The sequence below is a fragment of the Amycolatopsis sp. NPDC102389 genome (assembly GCF_044765885.1).
In the GTDB taxonomy this organism is placed as follows: domain Bacteria; phylum Actinomycetota; class Actinomycetes; order Mycobacteriales; family Pseudonocardiaceae; genus Amycolatopsis.
Map to the genome: position 1 here is coordinate 1 of NZ_JBIWKX010000089.1, position 24,247 is coordinate 24,247.

The window sequence follows — 24,247 nt, forward strand, 5'->3', positions numbered from 1 at the left end:
CGAAGGCTCCTTTCACCGCATTAGACGCGACGAAGGGAGCCTTCATCCCACCATCGGCCTGCCCGAGAACAAGCCACGTTTGACCTTCGGCTCAATAGAACCCCACTTGCCACTCACGACCTCCCCGCGAAGATGCGCAAAGTTCCCAAATCGGTCACTGCAGGCTGATGAAATGTCCTTTGTGGACGCTCGAAGGAAGTGCAGACTTACAGGACACCGCCTAGCCGCGCTCAAGCCCCGAAACGGTCGCCGGTGCGATCCCCACTGGAGCCACCGGAAGCGCCGCCGGCACCGCGGACGGTCCCGCGCCCGCGACGGGCAGTGCCAGCGAAGTCTTGCCCAGATCCACCGTGATCTTCGGGTACTGCGCCGGACCCGAGATGAACGAGCCGTCCGTCCCGCCGATGATCAGCGCGAGCTGATGCCCCGCCGGGACGACGTGATCGGTGCTCGCCAGCCGGAACGTCATCGTGTACGGCTGCCCCGGCGTCAGCGGCGATTCCTGGCTCAGCGAACGGTGGTTGGCCAGATCCGCCCAGCCGCGGCTGATGATGTTCAGCCCCACCGAGACCGCGTCGGTGCTCGTGTCCAGGTAGCAGGCGTCGTTGCCGGAAGCGCTCGAACCCCAGCACGACTGGGTCATTTCGTTCTTGATGCCTTCCTTCGGCCCGGTGTAGTTCCGGATCGTCGCCGGGCCGTAGTCCACCAGGACCGCCGAGAGCCGCGCAGTCGACGTCGACGGCGTCGCGGTCACAGTCACCTTCGCGGTTCCGGACACGTGGAGATCCTTCGCCAGCGCGCCGGTGCTGAACAGCACTCGCCCGCTCGCGGTCTCCGTCGGCCTCGCGGCCCAACTGTTCGAGGACTGGCCGGAGGAGTCCGTGAACGACGCCGTTCCGGTCCCCGCGGTCGTGCCGAGCGTGCCGACGCCCGGAGTACCGCCGGACGCGGGGCGCAGGGTGACGGCGCTCCCCGCGGGCCAAGCCGCCTGATCCACCCAAACGTCGGGTTCGCGTTCCACGCTCGCACCCGGCGTCTTCTCGATGCCGTTGTCGACGCCCAGCAGGTAGTGGTCGAACCACTTGTGCAGGGTGTCGACCCACGCCGACCGCCGGTAGTCGAACGGGTCGACGTGACCGGCCTGCGTCAGCCAGATCTTGCGCTCGACGTTCAGCGCTTCCCACCACTGCCCGAAGTTGATCGTCTTGACGTTGAGGTCGCCGAGGCCGTGCGAAGCAAGCACGCTCGCCTTCACCTTCGAGGCGCTCTGTACGTAGTCCCGGTCGAGCCAGAACGAGTTGTAGTCGCCGTTCGAGGTCGCGCCGGCGGTCAGCTTCTGGTTCGCCGCACCGCAGTTCTGCCCGCCGTTGCGCTGCGAAACGGTCTGCGCGAGGCCCGCGGGGCTGCCTTGGCGCAGGTTCGCGCCGTCGGAGCGGTAGTAGTCGTACCAGGAGCTGATGGCGCCGATCGGCACGATGGTCTTGAGCCCGTCGACACCGGTCGCGGCGACACCGTTGGCCACCGTGCCGTCGTAGGACTTCCCGATCATGCCGACCGCGCCCGTCGACCAGGTCGCGTTGGTCTTCGCCGAGCCGGTCGCCGTCGTGTAGCCGTTCGCCCGGCCGTTCAGCCAGTCGACCACCTTGCGCGCCGAGTTGACGTCCGAAGGCCCGCCGATGTCGGTGCAACCGCGGGATTTGTTGGTACCAGCCAGATCCACCAGGACCACGGCGTACCCGCGCGGGACGAAGAAGTTGTCGTAGTAGAGCGGGAACCCGACCGGCCTGCCCGCCGAGTCGTAGGTCTTGAGCTCGCTCTCGTTGCCGCGCCCGCAGCACGAGTAGTACGGGCTCGCGTCCATGATGACCGGGACCTTCTTGCCCTGCGCCGCCGGTTCCTTCGGCCGGATGATGTCCGCGGCGACCCGGTCCGAACGGCCGTCGCCGTCCCCGTCGAGCCCGATGTCCACCCAAGCCGTCTCGCGGACGGCCTGGGCGAAGTCGTAGACCGGTTCGCTGCTCCGCGGTTTCGCCGCGGCCTGCGGTGCCGCGACCACGGCCGCGGCCACCGCCAAGATCCCTGCCAGCACAACTGTTTTCACGGTTGAGCCCTTCCCCGTCGGCTGAAAGCCCGTCAGGGAGAGCTAAACGCGATGATCACCTGTGCAGTAGGGCGGAAAGTCTTGGTTACAGATCCACAGCGCGGTACAGCGAGCCGACCTCACCGCGGTTCAGCCGCCGGATCGAGCCCGACCGCTGGGCGCCGAGCTGGACGTCGCCGAGCGCGGTCCGGACCAGCTTGCGCACCGGGTGCCCGGTGGCCGCCATGAGCCGCCGCACGATGTGCTTGCGCCCCTCGTGGATGACCAGTTCGATCTGGGTGCGCCCGGCCAGCATGTCCTTGACGCGGAACTGGTCGACCTTGACGATGCCGTCCGGCAGTTCGAAACCGGCCCGGAGTTCCTTGCCGAGCCCGCGCGGGACGATGCCCTCGACCTCGGCGAAGTAGGTCTTCAGCACGCGGAACGACGGGTGCATCAGCCGGTGGCCGAGGTCGCCGTCGTTGGTGAGCAGCAGAAGCCCTTCGGTGTTCTCGTCGAGCCTGCCGACGTGCACGATGCCGGGCGTCTCCTCGTACCGGCCGCGCAGGTAGTCGCCGACGCACGGGCGGCCGCGGTCGTCGCTCATCGTGCTGTGCACGCCCTTGGGCTTGTTCAGCAGGAGGTAGACGAGGTCCTCGCGGACCTGGACGCGGGTGCCGTCCACGTGGATCACGGAGTTGTCCGGATCGACCCGGCGGCCGAGTTCGGTGACCACCTTGCCGTCCACGCTCACGCGACCGCGCACGATCAGGTCCTCGGCCGCGCGCCGCGAGGCGACGCCTGCCTGCGAAAGGACCTTCTGCAGCCGAATGCCGTCGGGATGCGGGTCAGATGTCATCGATGGTGTCCACTTCGGGTAGCAATGGAGCGATGGGCGGAAGGTCGGCCAGGGACGAGAGGCCCAGTCGCTCCAGGAACAGCTCGGTCGTCACGTACAGCGTGCCTGTGGTTTCGGGGTCGGTCCCCATCTCCTCGATCAGGCCGCGCGCCAGCAGCGTCCTGATCACCCCGTCCACGTTCACCCCTCGGACGGCGGCGACCCTGGCCCTGGTCACCGGCTGCCGATAGGCGATCACGGCGAGGCTCTCCAGTGCGGCTCGCGTCAGCTTGGAACGCTGGCCGTCGAGCAGAAGCTTCTCCACGAACGGGGCATAGACGTCCCTAGTGTAGAACCGCCACCCTTCGCCGACGCGGCGCAGGTCGATTCCGCTGGTCCGCTCGGTGAACTTCTGCGACATCGTGCGCAGCGCCACGGTCACCCTGGACACGGGCTGCCCGACGGTGTCGGCGAGCGATTCCTCGTTGATCGGCGAGTCGACGACCAGGAGCAACGCCTCCAGCGCCGCTTCGAGCGCCTCGTCGGAGGTGACGTCGGGATAGTCGCCGTCACCGGCCGCGACGAGCCCTTCATCCGCAGGCGGCTCCGTCTCGGGCTCCGGCGGGCTGAAAGCGTCCTTCACCTCATCCGACGCGACGAAAGCGTCCTTCACCTCGTCGGACTCGGTGATGGGAGCTTTCGGCCCATCACTGGTCTCCGGGGTCGCTTCGGTCTTCTCGGTCTCTTCGGGGCTCACCCGTACTCCTCGTCCTCGACGGCGGCGAGGTCCTGTTCGGCCGCCACCGACGCCTGCTCCACGGAACCGCCGGTCCAGCGCACATGCAGTTCAGCGAGCGCCTCCAGCTGCTCGAACTGGACCGAAGACTCCCGGTACAACTCCAGCAGCGCGAGGAACCGCGCCACGATCTCGACGGTGTGCTCGCAGTCCTCGACCAGTTCGCTGAAGGTCGCTTCGCCCCGTTCCGCGAGCTTGAGCCGCAGCAGCGCGGCGTGCTCGCGCACCGAGACCCGGCCCATGTGGATATGCGCGATCGACACCGTCGGCGGCGGCTTCGGCTTGAAGACCGCGACCGCGATCTCGGAGAACTTCTCCACGTCGACGCCGAGCATCACCTCGGGCAGCAGACCCATGAACCGGTCTTCGAGCGCGACCGACCGCGGGTACCGTCGCAGCGCGCCGGCCTCCAGCTCCCCGAACAGCGCCGCGACCTGCTTGTACGCCCGGTACTGCAGGACGCGGGCGAACAGCAGGTCCCGTGCTTCGAGCAGCGCCAGGTCGTCTTCGCTCTCCACCTCGGCGGCGGGCAGCAGCCGCGCCGCCTTGAGGTCGAGCAGAGTCGCCGCGATGACCAGGAACTCGGTCGTCTCGTCGAGGTTCCACTCCGTGCCGAGCGCGCGGGTGTAGGCGATGAAATCGTCCGTGACCCGGTGCAACGCGACTTCGGTGACGTCGAGCTGGTGCTGCGAGATCAGCTGGAGCAGCAGATCGAAGGGCCCCTGGAAGTTCGTCAGGTTGACCTTGAACTTGGACGTGCTCAGCTCTTCGCTGGCCAGTCCTTCCGGGACCATCCCGCCGTGCACGGTCTCGTGCACGGCGGGGGTCTCGTCTGCCTCTGTCCGCTCGACCGGCTCTGAGCCGCTGGGAGCAGCCGCGGCCGGGTCGTCCATCAGTTCTCGGTCTCTTTCCCGTCCTCGCTGCCCGCCCGCAGGCGCTGGACGAGGACCGAGTCCTCGCCCGCCGCGTCGAAGTCGGCCAGCAGCACGGCCACCGCCTCGCGGACCAGCCTGCCGCGATCGAGCACGAGCCCGTGCTTCGCCCGGAGGTTCAGCCTGGCCTGCTCCATCGCCAGCAGTTCGTCGCCGGAGACGTAGACGGTGATCTTCGCGTCGTGCTTGGTCCGCCCGGAACCGCTGCGCGCGGCACGGGTCAGCTGATCCTTGTGCGCGGGCCCCGTGTCGTTCCCGGATCCGTTCCCGTTGCCGTTCCCCTTCGCGGGGGCGGACTGTTCGGGCGCGGGCGGGAGATCGAGCGCGGGGCTGGAGGTGATCCTGAAGAGTTCGGACGCTCCGGGCAGGGAAGCTCGCCTGCTCACCGAGCGATCACCTCGCGTGCCAGCGCGCGATAAGCCGCCGCGCCCGCCGATTTGGGAGCCCAGGTCGTGATCGGCTCGCCCGCGACCGTCGTCTCGGGGAACCGCACGGTGCGGTTGATCACCGTGTCGAACACGGTGTCGCCGAATGCCTCCACCACTCTCGCCATGACCTCCTTCGAGTGCAGGGTTCTCGGGTCGTACATGGTGGCGAGAATCCCGGTGATGTCCAGTTTGGGGTTGAGGCGTTCCTGCACCTTCTCGATGGTGTCGATCAGGAGCGCTACGCCTCGCAGACTGAAGAACTCGCACTCCAGCGGGATGATCACACCGTCCGCGGCGGTCAGTGCGTTCACCGTCAGCAGGCCTAGCGAGGGCTGGCAGTCGACAAGAACATAGTCGTAGTCGTTCATGACCGGACGAAGGACCCGTAACAAAGTGTGTTCGCGTCCTACCTCTGCGACCAACTGGACCTCGGCCGCGGACAGGTCGATGTTGCTCGGCAGCAGGTCGACGCCGTCGACGCGGGTCTTCCGGATGACGTCGGTGATGCTGACCGAGCGCTCCATGATGACGTTGTAGACCGTCTGGTCCAGCTCGTGCGGCTGAATGCCGAGGCCGACCGAAAGCGCGCCCTGGGGATCGAAGTCGACCAGCAGTACCCGGCGGCCGCATTCGGCCAGCGCCGCGCCGAGGTTGATGGTCGAGGTGGTCTTGCCGACCCCGCCCTTCTGGTTGCACATGGCCATCACCAGTGCGGGACCGTGCCGGTCCAGTGGCGGCGGATCGGGGATCTCGCGGAACGGGCGGCCGGTGGGGCCGATCCCTTCCCTCTCGAGTTCTTGCTGCTTGGTTTCTTTGGCGCGCTTGGCCTTGCGGCCGCGGGAAGAGATCGTGTCCTCCGACGGTTCGTCGCCGTCGTGTTCGGCGGGGGTGGCGATGGTCACCTGGCTGAGGCTCGCCGCGGCCGAACCGGCGGACGCGGACGGCTTCGCCGGCTCGTTCGGTGTCGACATGGCGCGAAAGCTCCTCTTCGGCAGGATCCTCGGCAGCCTATGCGCGATTCGCGAGTCGAGCCAACGAGGCACGCCGTGACCGACCGGGTCGATTAGCCAAGCGCGCGAGGATGTGCTGTCGCGTAAACCTCGCGGAGCGTGTTGACCGTGACCAGCGTGTACACCTGCGTGGTGGTCACCGAAGCGTGGCCGAGCAGTTCCTGCACGACCCGGACGTCGGCGCCGCCTTCGAGCAGATGCGTGGCGAAGGAATGGCGCAGCGTGTGCGGGGAGACGCCCGCCGTGATCCCGGCGGATTCCGCGGTGTCCTTGAGAACCTGCCACGCGCTCTGCCGGGAAAGCCTGGAGCCGCGGGCGTTCAGGAACATCGCCGGTGTCCCCCGGCCGTGGGTGGCGAGGGCGGGCCGCGCGCGGACGAGATACGCGTGCACCGCTTCCAGCGCGGGACGGCCGATCGGCACGATGCGCTGTTTACCGCCCTTGCCGTCGAGCAGCACGGTCCGTTCGGCGTCGTCGATGTCGTCGACGTCGAGCCCGACGGCCTCCGAGATCCGCGCGCCGGTGGAGTACAGCAACTCCAGCAGTGCCCTGTCGCGCAGCGGCCGTTCGCCCTCGGGTGGCGGGGTTTCGAGCAGTTTCAGCACGTCGTCCACCGGCAGTGCCTTGGGCAGCCGTTTGGCCGCGGCGGGCGGGCGGACCTCGCGTGCCGGGTCGTGCTCGGTGATGCCGTCGGCGTGCGCGAACTTGTGCAGCCCCCGCACCGCGACCAGCGCGCGGGCCGCCGAGGACGCGGCCAGCGGGCGATGCTCTTCGTCGCCCTCGCGCAGCGCCGCGCCGAACGAGGTGATGTGCGCCGAGGTGACGTCGGCGAAGCGCTCGACGTCGGCGTCGCCGAGGTACGCGGTGTACCGGCGCAGGTCCCGGGAGTAGCTGTCGAGGGTGTTCCTCGCGGTCCCGCGCTCGACCACCAGATGGTCGAGGTAAGCGGCGACCACCTGGGCGACTCCGGTAGCGCCGGCCCGTGACACACGGACACTCTAGGACCCACCAAGAACTTCTTGGTGGCGCCGCGCTCGCCGCGCCGCGGGTGTGAAACGGGCTACCTTGGGAGCATGTCCCAGCAACCGGACCCGGAGGAGATGCGCGTCGGCACCGCCGAGCGCGAAGAGGCCGCGCGGCTGCTCGGCGACCACTACAGCCAGGGCAGGCTCACCCCGGACGAGTACGAGGGCCGGGTGCTCGCCGCGTACGAGGCCGTGACGCTCGGCGAACTCCGGCCGCTGTTCCAGGATCTGCCCGCGCCGCTCCCGAAGTATCTGGCGCCGCGGTTCGACCCGCCGCCGTTCGTGCCCGTGTATCAGCGGCCGGCCGCGGTCCTGCCCTACTCGCCGAAGTCGAAGATCGCCGCCGGGGTGCTGCAGATCGTGCTGCCGTTCGGGATCGGGCGGTTCTACACCGGCCACATCGGTCTCGCCCTCGGCCAGCTGGCGGTCGTGGTGGTCACCTGCGGCGTCGGGGTGGTCTGGCCGATGGTCGACGGGATCGTGCTGCTGGCGAACGGCGGCACCGACGCGCAAGGCCGCCGTCTGCGCGACTGAGCGCCTCGTGAGTGGTAAGGACGGTTAGAACCCCGTCCTTACCACTCACGAGCACTAGAGACCGCGCGAAGCGAACTTCGTCGGCCGGTCCTGCCAAGGCGCGTCCGAAGGCCGCGACGAAGCCGCCCCCGAAAGCACCGCGTGCGCGGCGAGCACGCCGCCGACGGTCGACCCGTTCACCAGCTCGCCCGCCAGCGCCATCCGGACCGCCTCGGCGAGCGGGAACTTCCGCATGACGAGGTCGGCCTCCTCGTCACCGAGGACCTCCCTGTCCACTTCAGACAGTTCGCGGGCGAGGTAGACGCGGACGACCTCGTCGGTGAAGCCGGGCGACGCCGCGACGTCGACCAGGGTCTCCCAGCGCTCGGCGCTGAGCCCGACCTCCTCGACGAGTTCGCGTTTGGCCGCGCCGACGGGATCCTCCCCCGCCTTGTCGATCAGCCCGGCGGGCAGTTCCCACAGCCGCCGCCCGATCGGATGGCGGTATTGGTGGATCAGCGTCACCGCGCCGTCCTCGTCGAGCGCGACGACGGCGACGGCGCCGAGGTGCTCGACGACCTCACGGCGGGCGGTGCCGCCGCCGGGCATCACGACCTCGTCGACCCGCAGCCCGACGACGCGTCCGATGTGGACGTCCCTTGTGGACGCGACGGTGAACTCGTGCTTGCCGGGTTCGGTCACCGGGCCACCGTCTGCGGGGCCTCGGGCAGCTCGACCGGCAGCCGCTCGGCGACCTTGCGGTCGACGACGGCCTTCACGAACGCGCTGAACAGCGGGTGCGGGCGGGTCGGGCGGCTCTTGAGCTCCGGGTGCGCCTGGGTGCCGACGAAGAACGGGTGCTTGTCGGCGGGCAGCTCCACGAACTCGACCAGGTGGTCGTCGGGCGAGGTGCCCGAGAACACCAGACCGGCGTCGGAAAGGCGCTTGCGGTAGGCGTTGTTGACCTCGTAGCGGTGACGGTGCCGCTCGGAGACCTCGGTGCTGCCGTACGCCTTCGCGACCTGCGATCCCGGCTTCAGCTTGGCGACGTAGGCGCCGAGCCGCATCGTGCCGCCCATGTCGCGCTCGCCGGCGACGACGTCGCGCTGGTCGGCCATCGTGGAGATGACCGGGTTCGGGCCGTCCTCGAACTCGGCCGAGTTCGCGTCCTTGATCCCGGCCAGGTTCCGCGCCGCGTCGATCACCATGCACTGCAGGCCGAGGCACAGGCCCAGCAACGGCAGCCCGTGGGTACGGGCGTAGGCGATGGCGCCGACCTTGCCCTCGATACCGCGGACGCCGAAGCCGCCCGGCACCAGCACACCGTCCACATCGGACAGCGCCGCGGCCGCACCGGCCGGGGTCTCGCAGGAGTCCGAGGGGACCCAGGAGATCTGGACCTTGGCGCGGTGGGCGAACCCGCCCGCGCGCAGCGCCTCGGTGACCGACAGGTACGCGTCCGGCAAGTCGATGTACTTGCCGACGAGCGCGACCCGCACCGTCTCCGACGGGTTGTGCACCCGGTCGAGCAGGTCGCCCCACACGGTCCAGTCGACGTCGCGGAACGGCAGCCCGAGACGGCGCACCACGTAGGCGTCGAGCGCCTCACGGTGCAGCACCTTCGGGATGTCGTAGATCGACGGCGCGTCGGGGCAGGCGATGACGGCCTCGGTGTCGACGTCGCACATCAGGCCGATCTTGCGCTTGAGGTCCTCCGGCAGCTCGCGGTCGGCGCGGCAGACGAGCGCGTCGGGCTGGATACCGATGTTGCGCAGCGCGGCGACCGAGTGCTGGGTCGGCTTGGTCTTCAGCTCGCCCGACGGGGCGAGGTACGGGACCAGCGAGACGTGGAGGAAGAAGCAGTGGTCGCGGCCGACGTCGTGGCGGACCTGACGGCAGGCCTCCAGGAACGGCAGCGACTCGATGTCGCCCACGGTGCCACCGACCTCGGTGATCACGACGTCCGGGCTGTTCCCGTCCTCGTCGGCGCCCGCCGCGGCGGTGATCCTCGCCTTGATCTCGTCGGTGATGTGCGGGATGACCTGCACGGTGTCGCCGAGGTACTCACCGCGGCGCTCCTTGGCGATGACCTCGGAGTACACCTGCCCGGTGGTGACGTTCGCCTTGCCGTCGAGAGCCCGGTCGAGAAAACGCTCGTAGTGCCCGATGTCCAGATCGGTCTCGGCGCCGTCGTCGGTGACGAACACCTCACCGTGCTGGAACGGGTTCATCGTGCCCGGATCGACGTTGAGGTACGGATCCAGCTTCTGCATCGTGACCCGGAGCCCACGTGCGGTAAGGAGCTGACCCAGGCTGGAAGCCGTGAGTCCCTTACCCAGAGAGGAGGCAACGCCTCCGGTGACAAAGACATACTTGGTAGCCCGCGACTGAAGTCCCACGGGCTTCCACCTTATCGCACGCCCGGAGTAGCGCTCATCGGCCACGCCGCAAGCGTCCGATGGAGTGGAAAACCGCTACCCTCGCGGCGTGACAGACGCGCACGACACCTGGACCGCACCGGTCGCGGAAGGCCCGCTCGACGCGGACGTCCGCGTGCCCGGTTCGAAGTCGATCACCAACCGGGCCTACGTCCTCGCCGCGCTCGCCAGCGCGCCGACGCGGGTACGGACGCCGCTCGACTCCCGGGACGCGCGCCTGATGCTCGGCGCCATCTACGCCCTCGGCGCCCACTCGCAGGGCAGCATCGGCGGCTATCTCGTGCACCCGCTCGGGCCGGGCCGCGTCCATCCCGACGAGACCGTCCGGGTGGAACTCGGCAACGCGGGCACGGTCGCCCGGTTCACCCCCGCGCTCGCCGCGCTGGGCACCGGCCCTGCGTTGTTCGACGGCGACGAGGCCATCCGCCGCCGCCCCATCGGGCCGCTGCTGAAGGCGCTGCGCGATCTCGGCGCCCGCATCGACGACGACCGCCGCGAGGCGCCGCCCTTCACCGTCCACGGCGAAGGCGGTCTGCGAGGCGGAAGGGTCGATCTGGATTCCTCCGCTTCGAGCCAGTTCCTGTCCGCGCTGCTGCTCGCGGGGCCGTCGTTCCAGCAGGGTGTCACCGTGCGCCTCGTGGGCGGCCAGGTGCCGAGCGAGCCGCATATCGCGATGACCGTCGAGATGCTCCGCCGGTTCGGAGCCACGGTGGAGCGTGAAGGCGCCGAGTTCCACGTCGCCCCGACAAGGCTTTCCTGCCCCGAGTACATCGTCGAGCCGGACCTCTCGACGGCGGCGCCGTTCGTCGCCGCCGCGGTCGCGACCGGCGGCACGGTGCGGATCGCGGGCTGGCCGCAGCGGACGACGCAGCCCGGGGACTGGTTGCGCAGCCTGGCGCCCGTTCTGGGTGCCACGGCCGAACTCGACGCGGGTGGCCTGACGGTCACCGGCAGCGGCACGATCCCCGGCGTCGAGCTGGATCTGCATGACGTCGGCGAGCTGACACCGGTGATCGCGGCGTTGCTGTGCTTCGCCGAAGGGCCGTCGGTCATCTCCGGAGTCGCGCATCTGCGCGGCCACGAGACAGACCGGCTGACCGCGCTCGCCACCGAACTGTCGTCGCTCGGCGCCGACGTCCGCGAGACCGAGGACGGGCTGCGGATCACGCCCGCGCCGCTGCACGGCGGGAAGTTCCGCACCTACGACGACCACCGGCTGGTGATGGCCGCCGCGGTGCTCGGCCTCAAGGTCGAGGGCGTCGAGGTGGAGAACCCGGAGACGGTCGGGAAGACCTACCCCGGATTCGCCGAGGCCTGGACGTCGATGCTGGGCCGTTGACGGTCGCCGAGCGGGCGGTCGTGAGCGGCGATTCGGGTTCTAACCGTCCTCGCCACTCACGAGACGCCCCCCACCGCGCCACCGCTGCCTTCACGGACTGCGACCAACTGCCACCCACATTCAGTAGGTACTTAAGGGCCACGCCAGTCGGTTCGGGTGTCGCGAAAGCCACTTTCGCGACGTCTGATGTCCCGAAAGTGGCTTTCGCGACACAGCCGCCGGCCTTCACAGACCGAACCCGACCGGTTCAGCCCGCGGAGCGTTCTCCGTCGTCTTCGGGGAACAACGCCTTCAGCGTGACCTCGCGGTTCACCCGCACATGCTCGACGGCGTGCGCCCGGGCGCGGTCGGCATCGCCCGAAGCGATCGCGTCGTAGAGGCGGCGGTGCTCGTCGAGCAGCTCGCCCCAGTGCTCGTTCTGGCTGGTCAACCAGCGCAGCCTGCCCTCGAGCGGGCGGAGGATCTCGTGCAGCAACCCGTTGCCCGCGAGCGCGACGATCTGGTCGTGGAAGCGGGTGTTGAGCAGGGTGATCCGCGCAGGATCGCCGCTCTCGGTCGCCCGGGCGGCGTCGGTGAGCAAGCGTTCGAGCGCACGGAGTTCCGCCTTGCCCGCCCGTTCGGCGGCCAGCCCGGCGGCGAGTCCTTCGAGCGCCTCACGGACGTCGAACAGCTCCTCGACGTCGGCTCTGGCCAGCTGGCGCACGACGATCCGGCGGGGCGACTGGACGGCGAGGAAGCCTTCGGCCTCCAGGCTGCGGATGGCTTCGCGCACCGGCACGCGTGAGACGCCGAGATCCTCGGCGAGTTCGCGTTCGACCAGCCTGTCCCCCGGCTTCAGCCGTCCGGTGAGGATACGTTCGCGCAGCTCGTCGCGGACCCGCTGCCGGGTCGCGGCCAGCGGCTGACGTTGTCCTTCCTCGGCCACCTGACCCCCTCTTCAACACCGCCGTAACAGCTCGTAACCCGAGTTTATCGGCAGAAACCTTGACGGCGGGCCACCGCGGGGTGATATTTGGGATGCCAAATTTTGGGATACCAAATCGACCGGACGCCCCCGTCGATCGGAGGCTCGCATGACCGCCGCCCCAGCAACCCGGTCCGAAGCGCCTACCACCGAGCACGCCGATCCCCGGCTCTGGAACGAAGATCTCGCCCCGGCGAAAGAACGCCGCTGGAAGGTCTACGACATCTTCGCGCTGTGGATGTCGGACGTGCACAACCTCGGCAATTACACCTTCGCGGCAGGCCTGTTCGTCCTCGGGCTTTCGGCGTGGCAGGTGTTCACCGCCCTGCTGACCGGTTTCGTGCTCATCTACCTCGGCATGAACCTGATGGGCCGCATCGGCCAGAAGACGGGCGTCCCCTTCCCCGTCGTGGCCCGCATCAGCTTCGGCACCTTCGGCGCGAACCTGCCCGCGCTGATCCGCGCGATCATCGCGATCTTCTGGTACGGCATCCAGACCTACCTCGCCTCCGTGGCCATCACACTGCTCGTGCTCGCGATCGATCCAGGGCTGAAACCGTTGACAGAGGTGGGTTTCCTCGGCCTGCACGCCCTCGGCTGGATCTGTTTCATCGCGCTGTGGCTCGCGCAGGCCCTGGTGCTCACCCGCGGCATGGAGGCCGTGCGCAAGTTCCAGGACTGGTGCGGGCCCGGCATCTGGGTCGTGATGATCGCGCTCGCCGTCTGGGTGCTGGCCGCCGCAGACTGGAACATTTCCTTGACCAGCAACCCGAAAGCACTGTCCACAGGGGAGCAAGTACGGCAATGGTTCGGCGCCGTCGGCCTGATCCTGTCCATCTACGGCACCCTGATGCTCAACTTCTGTGACTTCTCCCGTTTCGCCCCGAACCAGAAAACGGTGCGGCGCGGGAACTTCTGGGGCCTGCCGATCAACTCGACGGCGTTCGCGCTGCTGTCGGTACTGGTGACGGCGGGCAGCCTCCAGGTGTTCGGCGAAGCCATCACCGACCCGGCCGAGCTGCTGGCCCGCATCGACAACACCCCCGTGCTGATCATCGGCGCGCTGACCTTCGCGATCGCCACGATGGGCGTGAACATCGTCGCGAACTTCGTCTCCCCCGCCTACGACCTGGCCAACATCTGGCCGAAACGGATCACCTTCACCATCGGCGGGATGATCAGCGCGGTCGCCGCGTTGTGCGTGCTGCCGTGGAAGCTGTACTCCTCCCCCGCGGTGGTCAACTACTTCCTCGGCGGACTCGGAGCCTTCCTCGGCCCACTGTTCGGCATCATGATCGTCGACTACTACCTGGTGAAACGCGGCCGGATCGACGTGGACAAGCTGTTCGTGGCCGGCCCCGAGTCGCCGTATCACTACAAGCGCGGGTTCAACCCGCGGGCGATGGTCACCTTCCTGCCCACGGCGGCGTTGTCCGCGATCATCGCCCTGGTGCCGTTCTTCGCCCCCGCCGCGCCGTACTCGTGGTTCATCGGCACCGCTTCGGCGGCCGCGCTGTACTTCGCCGTGTCACGGAAACAACGGGTCGCGTGATGCGGATCCTGGTCACCAACTGCAACACCACCGAGGCGATGACCAAGGAGATCGAGGCCGGCGCCCGCGCCGCGGCGAGCCCCGGCACCGAGATCCTCGCCAGAACACCGTTGTGGGGCCCGGAATCCGCGGAGGGGTGGCTGGACAGCTTTCTGAGCGCCGCGGCCGTCCTCGACCTTCTCAACGGGCTGGACGAGCCGTTCGACGCGCTCGTGATGGCCGGTTTCGGCGAACACGGACGGGAAGGCGCCAGGGAACTGCTCGACGTCCCGGTCGTCGACATCACCGAGGCGGCCGCGCATCTGGCCTGCCTGCTGGGAAGACGCTACGGCGTCGTGACCACATTGGACCGGACGTGCGGGCTCATCGAAGACAGCCTGCACGCCTCGGGCGTCGCGCAGAACTGCGTCGGCGTTCTCGGTGCCGGGCTCGGCGTCCTCGAACTGACCGACGAACGCCGGACGGAATCGGCCTTGCTGACCGCCGGACGACGTGCCCGGGACGCCGGCGCGGAGGTCCTCGTGCTCGGCTGCGCCGGGATGACCGGCCTCGATCGCCGCATCTCGGCGATGCTGGACATCCCGGTGATCGACGGTGTCGCCGCCGCCGTCCGTCTCGCCGAATCGCTGGTGGCGCTGAATCTCAAGACCAGCAGGGCCGGTTCCTACGCCCGCCCGCTGCCGAAAACCCGCCTCTGGCCCCGCGTTTAGTCCTCTGAATGCGGCAAGCTAGTTGCCGGCGGCCGCGATACCGGGGGCGGGAGCCTGGGCGTTACCCGCGATGCCGTACCGGCCCGCGCCGCCTTCGAGCTGCTCCCGCAGGGCCATGATCGTGGTGACCCGGCCCGCCGCGGTCTCCGCGTTGTCCACAGTGGACAGGATGGAGGTCGACGAGGTGTCGGCGCGGACCACACCGATCGCGCCGGTGCCGTCGGCGGATCCCGCGTCACCCGCCAGGACGGTGCCCGCACCGGAGCGGTCGAGCTGCGCGGCGAACCGCGCGACGGTCGAGGCACGGTCACCCGCGCCGTCGCCGGTGTACTTGGAGCCGGTGAGCACGATCGCGAGCTGCGCGGGCTTCACGTCCCCACCGGTCTTGAGGAAACCGCCGTCGGTCAGCCCGCCGAGCGCGGCCGCCAGCTCCACCGGCGTGGTCTGCGGCTGCGCGTTGTCCTTGTTCAGCAACGCCACCGAGCCGAGCAGCGCACCCGCGAGGGTACCGGGGTCGCCCGCGGTCGGGAACTGGACACCGGCGGGCTGCAGACGCGACACGACGTCACGCAGCTGATCGGACCGCATCGGGTCGGAGAACGCCTCGGTCAGCTGGATCTCGCCGGTGACGGCGGCACCCGCCTGCCCGATGAGCTGCTTGAGCGCGTCGCGGTCCGCGGGCTTCGCGTCCTCAGTGGTCACCAGCACCACCGAACGCTTGTCCAGCTGCCCCGCGACGACCTTCGGCCCCATCGCGCCGGCGAACGCGTCCGCGTCGCCGAGCCTGGCGTTGAGCGAATTGCGCTGTGCCTCCAGATCCGCGACCTGAGAACCCAGATCCTCCTTCTGGCTGGCGAGACCCGAAAGCAGCGAACCGTTCAGCGCCGTCGACCCGAGCACGACCCCGATGGCGAGCGCCAGGAAGCAGGCGGCGATGGAAACGATGTGGTACCGCAGTGAAATCACGTGAAGAGTCCCTTGCCCCAGGCGATGAACGAGTTCCAGGTATCGCGGATCCAGTCGAGGTACACCGAACCCACGTCGGACACCAGCAGCGCGGCCGCGACGGCCACCAAGGCCGCCAGCACCAGCAGGACGATGGCGCCGATGGACACCCGGCTGCGGTGCAGGGTCGCGACCGCCTTGCCGTCGACCAGTTTCGTGCCGAGCTTGAGCCTGGTGAGGAACGTCGACGGGTTCGAGCCGGACCGGCCGTGGTCGAGGAATTCCCGCAGTGTCGCCTGGAATCCGACGGTGACCACCAGGCTCGCCTCGTGCGCGTCGGCCAGCAGCAATGCCAGATCCTCGGCGTTGCCCGTCGCGGGGAAGGTGACCGCGCCGATCCCAAGGTCCTGGATGCGCTCGACGCCCGGCGCGTGCCCGTCCGGCTGCGCCGGGACCACGACCTCGCCACCGCTGCGCAGTGTCTCGGCGCCGATCCCGTGCGGGTCGCCGACGATGACGTCCGGCTGATATCCCTGCGCGCGCAGGGTGTCGGCGCCGGCGTCGACACCGATCAGCACCGGCCGGTGCTCGGAGATGTACTTCTTCAGCTTCTTGAGGTCTTCGGCGTGCCCGTTTCCGCCCGCGACCACCAGGGCGTGCCGGTCCTTGAGCGGGACCCGGATCTCCGGGACGCCGACCCCGTCGAGGATGAGACTGCGTTCCCGGCGGAGGAATTCGATCGTGTTCGCGGAGAACGCCTCCAGCTGGGTGGACATCCCGGCCTTGGCCTCGATCATCTGGTCCGCGACGCTCTCGCGCGTCTGCTCGACCCCCGACCCGAGCTGCCGCTCACCGATGTAGACGACGCCCTCGTGCAGACGGAGTTTCGTGCCGTCCTTCACCTTGCGCAGCAGTTCGCCGCCGACCGAATCGACCAGCGGGATCCCGGCTTCGAGCAGGATCTCCGGGCCCAGGTTGGGGAACCGGCCGGAGATCGACGGCGAGGCGTTCACCACCGCCGCGACTTCGGCCTCCACCAAGGCATCGGCCGTCGACCGGTCGAGGTCGAGCTGGTCGAGGACGACGATGTCGCCAGGGCTCAGCCGGCGGAGCAGCTCACGCGTACGCCTGTCGACCCTGGCGACGCCGGTGATCCCGGGGAGGGTCTCTTGGTTACGCGAGAGCAAGCCGGTGAGCTTCATGCGACCGATAGTGACAAATCCGCGCGGCCTTCCGTGTCCGCCACGCCGATGGAAACACGCCGATTAACCCACACCGGATCGGGCTACCCGGTCATACCCGGCACTACTTCGACTTCTTTCGCTTTCCTCCGCGACGGGCCTTGGGCTTGTCCGGCGCGCTCTTGTCGGCTTCGGCGACGGCGAGCAATTCCTCCGCGTGCGCCCGGCCGGTCTCGGTGCTTTCCATTCCGGCGAGCATGCGGGCGAGCTCGACGACCCGCTCCGATTGCTCGAGCACGCGCACACCGCTGCGGGTCACCCCGCCGCTGGTGCCCTTGTCCACCACCAGATGCTGATCGGCGAACGCGGCCACCTGCGGCAGGTGCGTGACCACCAGGACCTGATGGCTGCGCGCCAGCCTCGCCAGCCGCCTGCCGATCTCGACCGCCGCGCGGCCGCCGACCCCGGCGTCGACCTCGTCGAACACCAGTGTCTGCACGGTGTCCGCGTGGGCGAGGACGACCTCGATCGCCAGCATCACGCGGGAAAGCTCACCGCCGGAAGCGGCCTTGTGCACGGGAAGCGGCGGGGCGCCGTTGTGCGCCCGCAGCAGCAACTCGACGTCGTCGACGCCGTCGGGCCCGGCGTGGACGAGCCTGCCGCCGACCTTCACCGCGTGCGGATCGCTCTCCTCCACGGTGCGCCGCTCGACGGTGATCTCGATCTCGGCCTGTCCCATGGCGAGGCCGGACATCTCGGCGGTGATCGCCTCGGCGAGTTCGGCGGCGGCCTCGACGCGCGCCTCCGAAAGCGTGGCGGCGTGTTCCGCCAGGGTGATGGCGAGTTCGTCGCGGCGTTTGGCCAATTCGGCCAGCGCCTCTTCCGAGGTGTCCATCGTGGACATCCGGCGGCGGGCGTCGTCCGCCCAGGCGAGCACGCCGTCCACGTCCGCCGCGTATTTGCGGGTGAGGCGCTTCAGGTCCGCCTGGCGTGCGAGCACCTTCTCCAGCAACGCCGGGTCGGCGTCGAGTGTTTCGAGGTAGCTGCCCAGCTCGGTGCCCACTTCGGACAGCAGTACCGAAGCCTCGTCGAGCCGGGGCCCGAGCTCTCGCAGCACGGCGTCCTCGGAGCCGTTCAGGTGGCGCGTCGCCTCGCCGATCAGCCCCAGCGCGCCGGGCGCGTCGGGATCGCCGTCGGCCGAACCGGCGACGGCGGCGTGCGCCGCGGTGGCCGCCCCGCGCAACTCGTCGACCGCGGCGAGCCGCTTGATCTGCTCGGTGAGCTCGGTGTCCTCGCCGGGCTCCGGCGCGACGGCGTCGATCTCGGCGAGGCCGTGACGCAACAGGTCGGCCTGCTGGGCCATCTCACGAGAACGGGTGGACCGCTCGGTCAGCTCGGCGACGACGGCGAGCCATTCGTCCCGCACCGCGCGGTAACGCTCGAGCGGCTCGGTGACGGCCTCACCGGCGAACCGGTCGATCACCGCGCGCTGCTCGGCGGGCCGCAGCAGCCGCAGCTGATCGTTCTGCCCGTGGACCGCGATCAGCTGCTCGGACAGGTCGGCCAGCACCCCGACCGGCACCGAACGGCCGCCGAGGTGGGCACGGGACCGGCCGTCGACCGAGACCGCGCGCAGCGCGATGACGCTGCCGTCCTCGTCGACCTCCGCCCCGGCGTCGGTGACGATCCGGGTGGCGCCCTCGGCACCGCCCAGCTCGAATCGGCCTTCCACGAAGGCCTTCAGCATTCCCGTCCGCACCTTGGACACTTCGGCTCGGCCGCCGGAGAGCAGGTGCAACCCGCTGACGACCATGGTCTTGCCCGCACCCGTCTCACCGGTGACGACGGTGAAGCCCGCGTGCAGTTCCAGCAGGGCGTCCTCGATGACTCCGAGGCCCTGGATGCGCATCTCGGCCAGCACGACGCCCACCGTAGCGGCCCACCCCGACCATTCCCGCACCCGGCACGGCATGAAAGGGGCCTTGACGACGAAAGTTGTCCTCAAAGGCCCTTTCACGACATCCGTCAGCGGGCGTGCCGCTCCCGCCAGCCCTTGATCGGCAACGAGAACTTGTGCACCAGCCGGTCGGTGAACGGGCCTTCCCACAACCGGATCAGGCGCACCGGCACCCGGCCGCAGGTGACCCGCACGGCCGCGCCGGCGGGAAGATCGAAGGTCCGCGATCCGTCGCAGGTCAGGACCGCGGGCGAACCATCCGGATCGATGGCGACGGTGATCTCCGAGTCCCTCGAGACGACCAGCGGCCGCGAGAACATCGCGTGCGCGTTGCTCGGGACCACCAGCAGGGCCTGGACGTCCGGCCAGATGATCGGCCCGCCCGCGGAGAACGCGTACGCCGTCGAGCCGGTCGGAGTGGCGCACAGGACACCGTCGCAGCCGAAGGAGGACACAGGCCTTCCGTCGACCTCGATGAGCGCGTCCAGCACCCGCTCACGCGAGCTCTTTTCGACGCTGGCCTCGTTGAGCGCCCACGTGGTGACGGTCTCCTCGCCGTCGACCGTGACCACGACGTCGACGGTCATCCGCTCTTCGACCTGGTAGTCGCCGTCGACGGCCCGCTGGACGGTGTCGGCGAGCTTGTCCGAATCGGCCTCGGCCAGGAAGCCGACCCGGCCGAGGTTCACGCCGAGGACCGGAACACCGTTCGGCCTCGCCAGTTCCGCGGCCCGCAGCAGCGTGCCGTCACCGCCGAGCACGAACACCAGCTCGGTGCCGGCGGCCGGATCCTGCTCCGGCGCCATGACCGTGCAGGGCGCGCCGATCCCGCCGTCCGCCTCCAGCATCTCCTTCACGTCCTCGTCGAGCACCCGAAGCCGCACACCGGCCTTGGCGAACCGGGCCGACACCTCGCGTGCCGCGTCCCGGGTCGCGTCCCGGTCCGGGTGCACGACGAGCAGCACCTCGCGATCGCTCATTGGGGTCCCTCCAGGACTGCGGTCCGGACGAGCCGCTCGGCGTCGGTGCCGTCGGTCTCTCCCGCCCCGCGGGTAAGCCAGACGAAGTATTCGACGTTCCCCGACGGCCCGGGAAGCGGGCTCGCCACGACGCCGCGCAGGCTCAAGTCCAGCTTCTCGGCCTCGGCGAGCACGCCGAGCACCGATTCGGCCCGCAGCTCCGGGTCACGGACGACGCCGCCGCTGCCGAGCCGGTCCTTGCCGACCTCGAACTGCGGTTTCACCATCGGCACCAGATCCGCGCCGTCCCGCGCGCAGGCGGCCAGCGCGGGCAGCACGAGTTTGAGCGAGATGAACGAGAGGTCCCCGACGACGAGATCGACCTGCCCGCCGAGGTCTTCCGGGGTCAGGTTGCGGACGTTCGTCTTGTCCAGGACGACCACGCGGTCGTCGGTGCGCAGGCGCCAGTCCAGCAGGCCGCGGCCGACGTCGGCGGCGATCACCGTGGCGGCGCCGTTGCGCAGCAGGACATCGGTGAAGCCACCGGTCGAGGCGCCCGCGTCGAGGCAGCGCTTTCCCTCGGTGGAAAGACCTTGCGGGGTGAAGGCTTCGAGCGCGCCGAGGAGTTTGTGCGCACCGCGCGACGCCCAGCCGGGGTCGTCGCCGTCGCGCACCACGATCGGCGCGCCGGACTCGACGCCGGTCGCGGGTTTGGTGGCCACCATCCCGCGCACGGTGACCTTGCCCTCGGCGATCAGCGCCGACGCCTGCTCCCGGGACCGGGCGAGACCCCGCCGGACGAGCTCCGCGTCCAGGCGGGCGCGTTTGGGCACGCGGTCAGACCTTGTCGATCGTGGACAGCGCCACCGTCAGCTCGGTGTGCACGGCCTCGAAACGGTCGACGTGCTCCGAAAGCGGAAGCGCCGCGAGGTCGTCGAGACCCGCCACGGCTTCGTCGATCCCGGCTCGGGGATCCGTGTCCTGCTGCGTGTACTGATCCGCCGGAGGCCCGGGCACCGGCGGCGGGCCCGGCACCGGCGGTCGCGGCACGGGGTGGAAGTGGTCTTGCACCCCACCAAGTTAGCAGCGCTGGTCAGCCGAGGCGCAGCTCGCCGAGCGCGGCGCGGGCGGTGTCGCCCACACCACGGACCTCGGTGATCCCCGAGTCCCAGGCCGCCGCGCACAACGCGCGCAACAGGTCGAGGGGGTCGCCCTCACCGTCGGCTTCGAGCACGTCACCCTGTGCGGTGACGCGCCAGCCGTCCTTGGGCCCGATTTCGAGCAGATCCGCCCGGCTGCTCAGCCCGGACAGGTCCGCCGCGAGGTAACGCGGACGTTCCTCGGGCCTCGCCGCGATCAGGGACGCCGCGTCGGCGACGCCGGTCAGGACGCAGAGCGCGTCGATCCCGGCCGCGACCGCGCCTTCGATGTCCGTGTCCAGCCGGTCGCCCACGACGAGGGCACGCTCCGCGCCCGCATCCCGCGCCGCCGTCGTGAACAGCCCCGGCGCCGGCTTGCCCGCCACCAGCGGTTCGGCGCCGGTGGCGTGGCGCAACGCGGCCACCATCGACCCGTTGCCCGGCAGGAGGCCACGTTCGCTGGGCAGGGTCGCGTCGACATTGGTCGCCACCCAGAGCGCGCCCGCGCGGATGGCGAGACACGCCTCCGCGAGAGCGGCCCAGGTGTTCTGCGGCGAGTGCCCCTGAACCACGGCGGCCACGTCCGGACCGGCTTCGCGGACCGTCCGCAGGCCCGCTGACTCGATCTGGGCGGCCAGCGAGTCCGTGCCCACGACAAGGACCACCGCACCCTGAGACAGCCGCTCACCCAGCAGGGCGGCGGCGGCCTGAGAGCTCGTGTGGACCTCTTCGGGAGTGGCAGGCAGTCCGAGTGCCTCCAGGTGCGCGGAGACCTCCGCGGGCGCCTTGGAGGCGTTGTTGGTCACCCAACGGACGGCCGTGCCGTGGTCCCGAAGCGCCCGCAGCGCCTCCGGTGCGCCCGGGACCACCTTGCTGCCGTGATAGACCGTGCCGTCGAGGTCGAACAGGACCGCGTCGTACCCGGCCGAGAGAGCGTCAGCCATTCGTGAGCTCCGCGGCGCGCTCGGCGGCGTCGGTCTCGTCCTCCTCGTCGGCCTCTGCCGCGTTCAGGAACCAGCGGATCGCCTCGTCCTTGCGGTCGGCGGCGGCCAGGTTGTCGGCGTAGGCGTAGAACAGCCGGGCACTCCACGGGTCGCGCTTCTCCGCCTTGAGGTCGTCGCCCTGCAGGGAGACGACGGCGGCGTCCAGCTGACCGAGGTCGCGCCGTGCTCCGGCGGCGACGATCGCGAGCTCGATCTGGGTCCCCTTGGCCAAGCGTTCCTTGTCGACCTCCTTCGCGAGGTCGAGCGCCCGCTCCGGACGGCCGATGGCGCGCTCCGCGTCGGCGATGATCGCGATGTGGTCGTCGGTCCGGGTCATCCGGCGGACGGCCCGCAGCTCGGACAGCGCCTCGGACCAGTTGCCCGCGTGGTAGGCGACCAGGCCGAGCGCCTCACGGACGATCGGGACCCGCGACGCCTTGGCCTTCGCGTACTTGGCGTGCTCCATGGCGGCTTCGGGGTCTTCGTCGACGAGGCCGCCGGCCGCGACCAGGTGCTTGCCGACGGTTTCCGCGAGCGCCTTGGGCAGGGTGCGGAGCTCCCGGCGGACCTCCTCGTCGAGATCGGAGAACTCGATGCCTTCGGGCAGCTCCGGAGCCTCGAGCAGCTCACGCGCCAACGTCTCGTCGTCGACCGGCCTGTCGTCGGTGCGCGGCGACGAGGAACGGAAGTCCTTGCGGCCCTCGGAACGGTCGCGCCGGGGACGGTCTTCGCGCTTGCGCTCGAAGCCGCCACGCTTGTCGTCGTACCGCTTTTCCGGCCGGTCGGACGAGCGGCGGTCGGGACGATCGCCGGACGGCCGGTAGGAGGCGCGCTTCTCGTCACCGCGGTTGTCATCGCCACGCTTGTCGCGGTCGCCGAAGCTCTTGCGCTCGTAGCCACCACCACTGGGACGGCGGTCACTCGAGGAGGGACCACGACGGTCGCCGCCGCTGTAGCCACCGGAACGGGAGCCACCGCGGTCGTCGCGATAGGACGGACGCCGGTCGTCGCCACCGCCGCGGTTGTCGCGGTCGCCGTAGGACTTGCCCTGGGGGCGTCCTTCGTAGCGGTTGCCGGAGGGGCGGTCGTCGGAGCGGCCGCGGTTGTCCGAGCCGTAGCCGGAACGGGCAGGGCGGCTGTCGGAGCGCTTTTCGTAGCGGCCCTCGGAACGGCTGTCCGAACGATTGTCGGAGCGACGCTCGGGACGGCTGTCGGAAGAGCGGTAACCGCCGCGATCGCCGCCACGGTTCTCGGACCGGTAGCCCCCGCGGTTGTCACTGCCGCGGTTGTCGCCGCCGCGGTAGCCACCGCGATCGCCGCCACGGTTGTCACTGCCGCGGTTGTCGCGGTTGTCGGACCGGTAACCGCCGCGGTTGTCGCCACCCCGGTTGTCGGAGCGGTAGCCACCACGGCTGTCGCCACCGCGGTTGTCCGAGCGGTAACCGCCACGGTCGCCACCCCGGCTGTCACGGCTGTCGCGCCGGTCGTCGGAGCGGTAGCCGCCCCGGCGGTCGTTGTCGCGGCCACCGGACCGGTCGTCACGGCGGTCGCCGGCACCAGGGCCACGACGGTCGTCGCTGTTGTTGTAGCGCGGGCGGTTCTCGTCACGCCCCTGGCCCGCGAACCGGCTGCCACCGGGGCGCTGGTCACGGGGACCGTCGCCGCCGCGCGCGGGCTTGCCGGAGTAACTGCCGGTACCGCGGGCACCGCGGTCGTCACGACGCGGCCGGCCCTGGTAGCCACCGTCGCGGCCGCCTCGGTCCTGCCTGCCGCCGGCGGAACCGCGCCGGTCACCTCGCTGCGCGTCAGACCGGCCTCCGCGGGGACTGTCGTCCCGGCGACCCGACCGGCCGGACGCGCCATCATCTGAGTCACGTCGACCGAACTCGGACACCTGGCCTCCTGCCACTATTGAAAAGTTTCGACTCTTGCGCCCACCCGTCAGGTGGGCCAACGGACCATTCTAGTCGGTCCATGGGCATGAAAAGAGACAGGGCCCTGACCGGGGAGAACCTGTTGGGGTTCTCGACCCTGGTCAGGACCCTGTCCTGAAGTTAGTCCGGCGGTGTCCTACTCTCCCACAACCCTTCGGTTGCAGTACCATCGGCGCTGTCAGGCTTAGCTTCCGGGTTCGGAATGGGACCGGGCGTTTCCCTGACGCTATAACCACCGAAACACTACGAAACAACCACTCCCACCGATACTGATGGTGGTTGTGTGGTGTTTCAGAGCTGTAGAGTGGATGCGTAACATCTTTGTGGGCAAGTCCTCGGCCTATTAGTACCAGTCAACTCGACAACACATTACTGTGCTTCCATTTCTGGCCTATCAACCCAATGGTCTGTTGGGGGCCTTAACCCACAAAGGGGTGGGATACCTCATCTTGGAACAGGCTTCCCGCTTAGATGCCTTCAGCGGTTATCCCTTCCGAACGTGGCCAACCAGCCATGCCACTGGC

At 69.6% G+C, this 24,247-nt stretch carries 22 protein-coding genes and 2 rRNA genes; 4 read left to right on the forward strand and 20 right to left on the reverse strand.

The genetic code is table 11. The features are described 5' to 3' along the window. Positions 1 to 220 precede the first annotated feature (220 nt). From ACIRGA_RS38420 to xerD, 7 genes are all read right to left on the reverse strand, one after another. Positions 221 to 2,089: a Xaa-Pro dipeptidyl-peptidase gene (locus ACIRGA_RS38420; protein WP_400951500.1), complete on the reverse strand. Its 1,869-nt coding sequence runs from the start codon at positions 2,087 to 2,089 to the stop codon at positions 221 to 223. A gap of 97 nt (positions 2,090 to 2,186) precedes the next feature. Beyond that, on the reverse strand, positions 2,187 to 2,939 hold the full coding sequence (locus ACIRGA_RS38425) for a pseudouridine synthase (protein WP_005153474.1): 753 nt from the start codon (positions 2,937 to 2,939) through the stop codon (positions 2,187 to 2,189). Beyond that, positions 2,929 to 3,561, reverse strand: coding sequence for an SMC-Scp complex subunit ScpB (gene scpB / locus ACIRGA_RS38430; protein ID WP_400951504.1), 633 nt, complete (start codon positions 3,559 to 3,561; stop codon positions 2,929 to 2,931). Before scpB ends, ACIRGA_RS38425 begins: the two co-directional genes overlap by 11 nt. Before the next feature lie 110 nt (positions 3,562 to 3,671). Next, on the reverse strand, positions 3,672 to 4,607 hold the full coding sequence (locus ACIRGA_RS38435; RefSeq protein WP_400951452.1) for a segregation and condensation protein A: 936 nt from the start codon (positions 4,605 to 4,607) through the stop codon (positions 3,672 to 3,674). Further along, positions 4,607 to 5,032, reverse strand: a complete 426-nt coding sequence (locus tag ACIRGA_RS38440; protein WP_400951454.1) for a cobyrinic acid a,c-diamide synthase — start codon at positions 5,030 to 5,032, stop codon at positions 4,607 to 4,609. The genes ACIRGA_RS38435 and ACIRGA_RS38440 overlap by 1 nt, the downstream gene beginning before the upstream one ends. Continuing rightward, positions 5,029 to 6,045: a ParA family protein gene (locus ACIRGA_RS38445; protein WP_125685029.1), complete on the reverse strand. Its 1,017-nt coding sequence runs from the start codon at positions 6,043 to 6,045 to the stop codon at positions 5,029 to 5,031. Before ACIRGA_RS38445 ends, ACIRGA_RS38440 begins: the two co-directional genes overlap by 4 nt. 92 nt (positions 6,046 to 6,137) lie before the next feature. Then, complete coding sequence (gene xerD / locus ACIRGA_RS38450) at positions 6,138 to 7,040, reverse strand: site-specific tyrosine recombinase XerD (RefSeq protein WP_400951507.1); 903 nt, start codon at positions 7,038 to 7,040, stop codon at positions 6,138 to 6,140. A 117-nt stretch (positions 7,041 to 7,157) separates the two neighbouring features. Here xerD and ACIRGA_RS38455 point away from each other — a divergent pair, with 117 nt between their 5' ends. After that, positions 7,158 to 7,643, forward strand: a complete 486-nt coding sequence (locus ACIRGA_RS38455; protein WP_400951456.1) for a DUF1707 domain-containing protein — start codon at positions 7,158 to 7,160, stop codon at positions 7,641 to 7,643. A 54-nt stretch (positions 7,644 to 7,697) separates the two neighbouring features. On the opposite strand, the gene ACIRGA_RS38460 is transcribed toward ACIRGA_RS38455, so the two are convergent. Both ACIRGA_RS38460 and ACIRGA_RS38465 read right to left on the reverse strand, forming a co-directional pair. Further along, positions 7,698 to 8,324, reverse strand: coding sequence for an NUDIX domain-containing protein (locus ACIRGA_RS38460; protein ID WP_400951458.1), 627 nt, complete (start codon positions 8,322 to 8,324; stop codon positions 7,698 to 7,700). Beyond that, positions 8,321 to 10,021, reverse strand: coding sequence for a CTP synthase (locus ACIRGA_RS38465; protein ID WP_400951463.1), 1,701 nt, complete (start codon positions 10,019 to 10,021; stop codon positions 8,321 to 8,323). Before ACIRGA_RS38465 ends, ACIRGA_RS38460 begins: the two co-directional genes overlap by 4 nt. Before the next feature lie 88 nt (positions 10,022 to 10,109). Between ACIRGA_RS38465 and aroA the strand changes: the two genes are divergently transcribed. Next, the gene (gene aroA / locus ACIRGA_RS38470) at positions 10,110 to 11,399 is read left to right on the forward strand and encodes a 3-phosphoshikimate 1-carboxyvinyltransferase (RefSeq protein ID WP_400951466.1); all 1,290 of its coding nucleotides are present in this window, start codon (positions 10,110 to 10,112) and stop codon (positions 11,397 to 11,399) included. A 247-nt stretch (positions 11,400 to 11,646) separates the two neighbouring features. On the opposite strand, the gene ACIRGA_RS38475 is transcribed toward aroA, so the two are convergent. After that, complete coding sequence (locus tag ACIRGA_RS38475; RefSeq protein WP_400951469.1) at positions 11,647 to 12,324, reverse strand: GntR family transcriptional regulator; 678 nt, start codon at positions 12,322 to 12,324, stop codon at positions 11,647 to 11,649. Between the two features lie 148 nt (positions 12,325 to 12,472). Between ACIRGA_RS38475 and ACIRGA_RS38480 the strand changes: the two genes are divergently transcribed. Together ACIRGA_RS38480 and ACIRGA_RS38485 are read left to right on the forward strand one after the other, a co-directional pair. After that, complete coding sequence (locus ACIRGA_RS38480; RefSeq protein WP_400951472.1) at positions 12,473 to 13,915, forward strand: NCS1 family nucleobase:cation symporter-1; 1,443 nt, start codon at positions 12,473 to 12,475, stop codon at positions 13,913 to 13,915. Next, entirely contained in the window at positions 13,915 to 14,625 is a 711-nt protein-coding gene (locus ACIRGA_RS38485; protein WP_400951476.1) for an aspartate/glutamate racemase family protein, read from the forward strand. The genes ACIRGA_RS38480 and ACIRGA_RS38485 overlap by 1 nt, the downstream gene beginning before the upstream one ends. 18 nt (positions 14,626 to 14,643) lie before the next feature. On the opposite strand, the gene ACIRGA_RS38490 is transcribed toward ACIRGA_RS38485, so the two are convergent. The 10 genes from ACIRGA_RS38490 to ACIRGA_RS38535 all read right to left on the reverse strand — a co-directional run. Next, positions 14,644 to 15,591 carry a copper transporter gene (locus ACIRGA_RS38490; RefSeq protein ID WP_400951479.1) on the reverse strand — a complete coding sequence of 316 codons (948 nt, stop codon included), beginning with the start codon at positions 15,589 to 15,591 and terminating at the stop codon, positions 14,644 to 14,646. Then, positions 15,588 to 16,772 (reverse strand): putative cytokinetic ring protein SteA, encoded by a 1,185-nt coding sequence (gene steA / locus ACIRGA_RS38495; RefSeq protein WP_400951482.1) that lies wholly within the window; start codon positions 16,770 to 16,772, stop codon positions 15,588 to 15,590. The genes ACIRGA_RS38490 and steA overlap by 4 nt, the downstream gene beginning before the upstream one ends. Positions 16,773 to 16,875: 103 nt before the next feature. Next, positions 16,876 to 18,672, reverse strand: a complete 1,797-nt coding sequence (gene recN, locus ACIRGA_RS38500) for a DNA repair protein RecN (protein ID WP_400951486.1) — start codon at positions 18,670 to 18,672, stop codon at positions 16,876 to 16,878. Positions 18,673 to 18,776: 104 nt separating this feature from the next. Then, positions 18,777 to 19,688, reverse strand: coding sequence for an NAD kinase (locus ACIRGA_RS38505; protein ID WP_400951489.1), 912 nt, complete (start codon positions 19,686 to 19,688; stop codon positions 18,777 to 18,779). After that, a complete protein-coding gene (locus ACIRGA_RS38510; RefSeq protein ID WP_257485873.1) occupies positions 19,685 to 20,500 on the reverse strand; it encodes a TlyA family RNA methyltransferase in 816 nt (271 codons plus the stop codon). The genes ACIRGA_RS38505 and ACIRGA_RS38510 overlap by 4 nt, the downstream gene beginning before the upstream one ends. A 4-nt stretch (positions 20,501 to 20,504) precedes the next feature. Continuing rightward, a complete protein-coding gene (locus tag ACIRGA_RS38515) occupies positions 20,505 to 20,684 on the reverse strand; it encodes a hypothetical protein (RefSeq protein ID WP_400951509.1) in 180 nt (59 codons plus the stop codon). A gap of 76 nt (positions 20,685 to 20,760) precedes the next feature. Beyond that, positions 20,761 to 21,750 carry an HAD-IIA family hydrolase gene (locus tag ACIRGA_RS38520; RefSeq protein WP_400951494.1) on the reverse strand — a complete coding sequence of 330 codons (990 nt, stop codon included), beginning with the start codon at positions 21,748 to 21,750 and terminating at the stop codon, positions 20,761 to 20,763. Next, the gene (locus ACIRGA_RS38525; RefSeq protein WP_400951497.1) at positions 21,743 to 23,683 is read right to left on the reverse strand and encodes a hypothetical protein; all 1,941 of its coding nucleotides are present in this window, start codon (positions 23,681 to 23,683) and stop codon (positions 21,743 to 21,745) included. Before ACIRGA_RS38525 ends, ACIRGA_RS38520 begins: the two co-directional genes overlap by 8 nt. A gap of 163 nt (positions 23,684 to 23,846) precedes the next feature. Further along, a 5S ribosomal RNA gene (gene rrf, locus ACIRGA_RS38530) occupies positions 23,847 to 23,963 on the reverse strand. Positions 23,964 to 24,046: 83 nt separating this feature from the next. Then, positions 24,047 to 24,247, reverse strand: a 23S ribosomal RNA gene (locus tag ACIRGA_RS38535); the annotation flags it as partial.

Coding starts and splice junctions, on each gene's coding strand:
- ACIRGA_RS38520 (WP_400951494.1), bottom strand. CDS start 21,750: ATGGCTGACGCTCTCTCGGCCGGGTACGACGCGGTCCTGTTCGACCTC.
- ACIRGA_RS38480 (WP_400951472.1), top strand. CDS start 12,473: ATGACCGCCGCCCCAGCAACCCGGTCCGAAGCGCCTACCACCGAGCAC.
- ACIRGA_RS38425 (WP_005153474.1), bottom strand. CDS start 2,939: ATGACATCTGACCCGCATCCCGACGGCATTCGGCTGCAGAAGGTCCTT.
- ACIRGA_RS38455 (WP_400951456.1), top strand. CDS start 7,158: ATGTCCCAGCAACCGGACCCGGAGGAGATGCGCGTCGGCACCGCCGAG.
- steA (WP_400951482.1), bottom strand. CDS start 16,772: ATGAAGCTCACCGGCTTGCTCTCGCGTAACCAAGAGACCCTCCCCGGG.
- ACIRGA_RS38445 (WP_125685029.1), bottom strand. CDS start 6,045: ATGTCGACACCGAACGAGCCGGCGAAGCCGTCCGCGTCCGCCGGTTCG.
- ACIRGA_RS38435 (WP_400951452.1), bottom strand. CDS start 4,607: ATGGACGACCCGGCCGCGGCTGCTCCCAGCGGCTCAGAGCCGGTCGAG.
- ACIRGA_RS38505 (WP_400951489.1), bottom strand. CDS start 19,688: ATGAGCGATCGCGAGGTGCTGCTCGTCGTGCACCCGGACCGGGACGCG.
- ACIRGA_RS38485 (WP_400951476.1), top strand. CDS start 13,915: ATGCGGATCCTGGTCACCAACTGCAACACCACCGAGGCGATGACCAAG.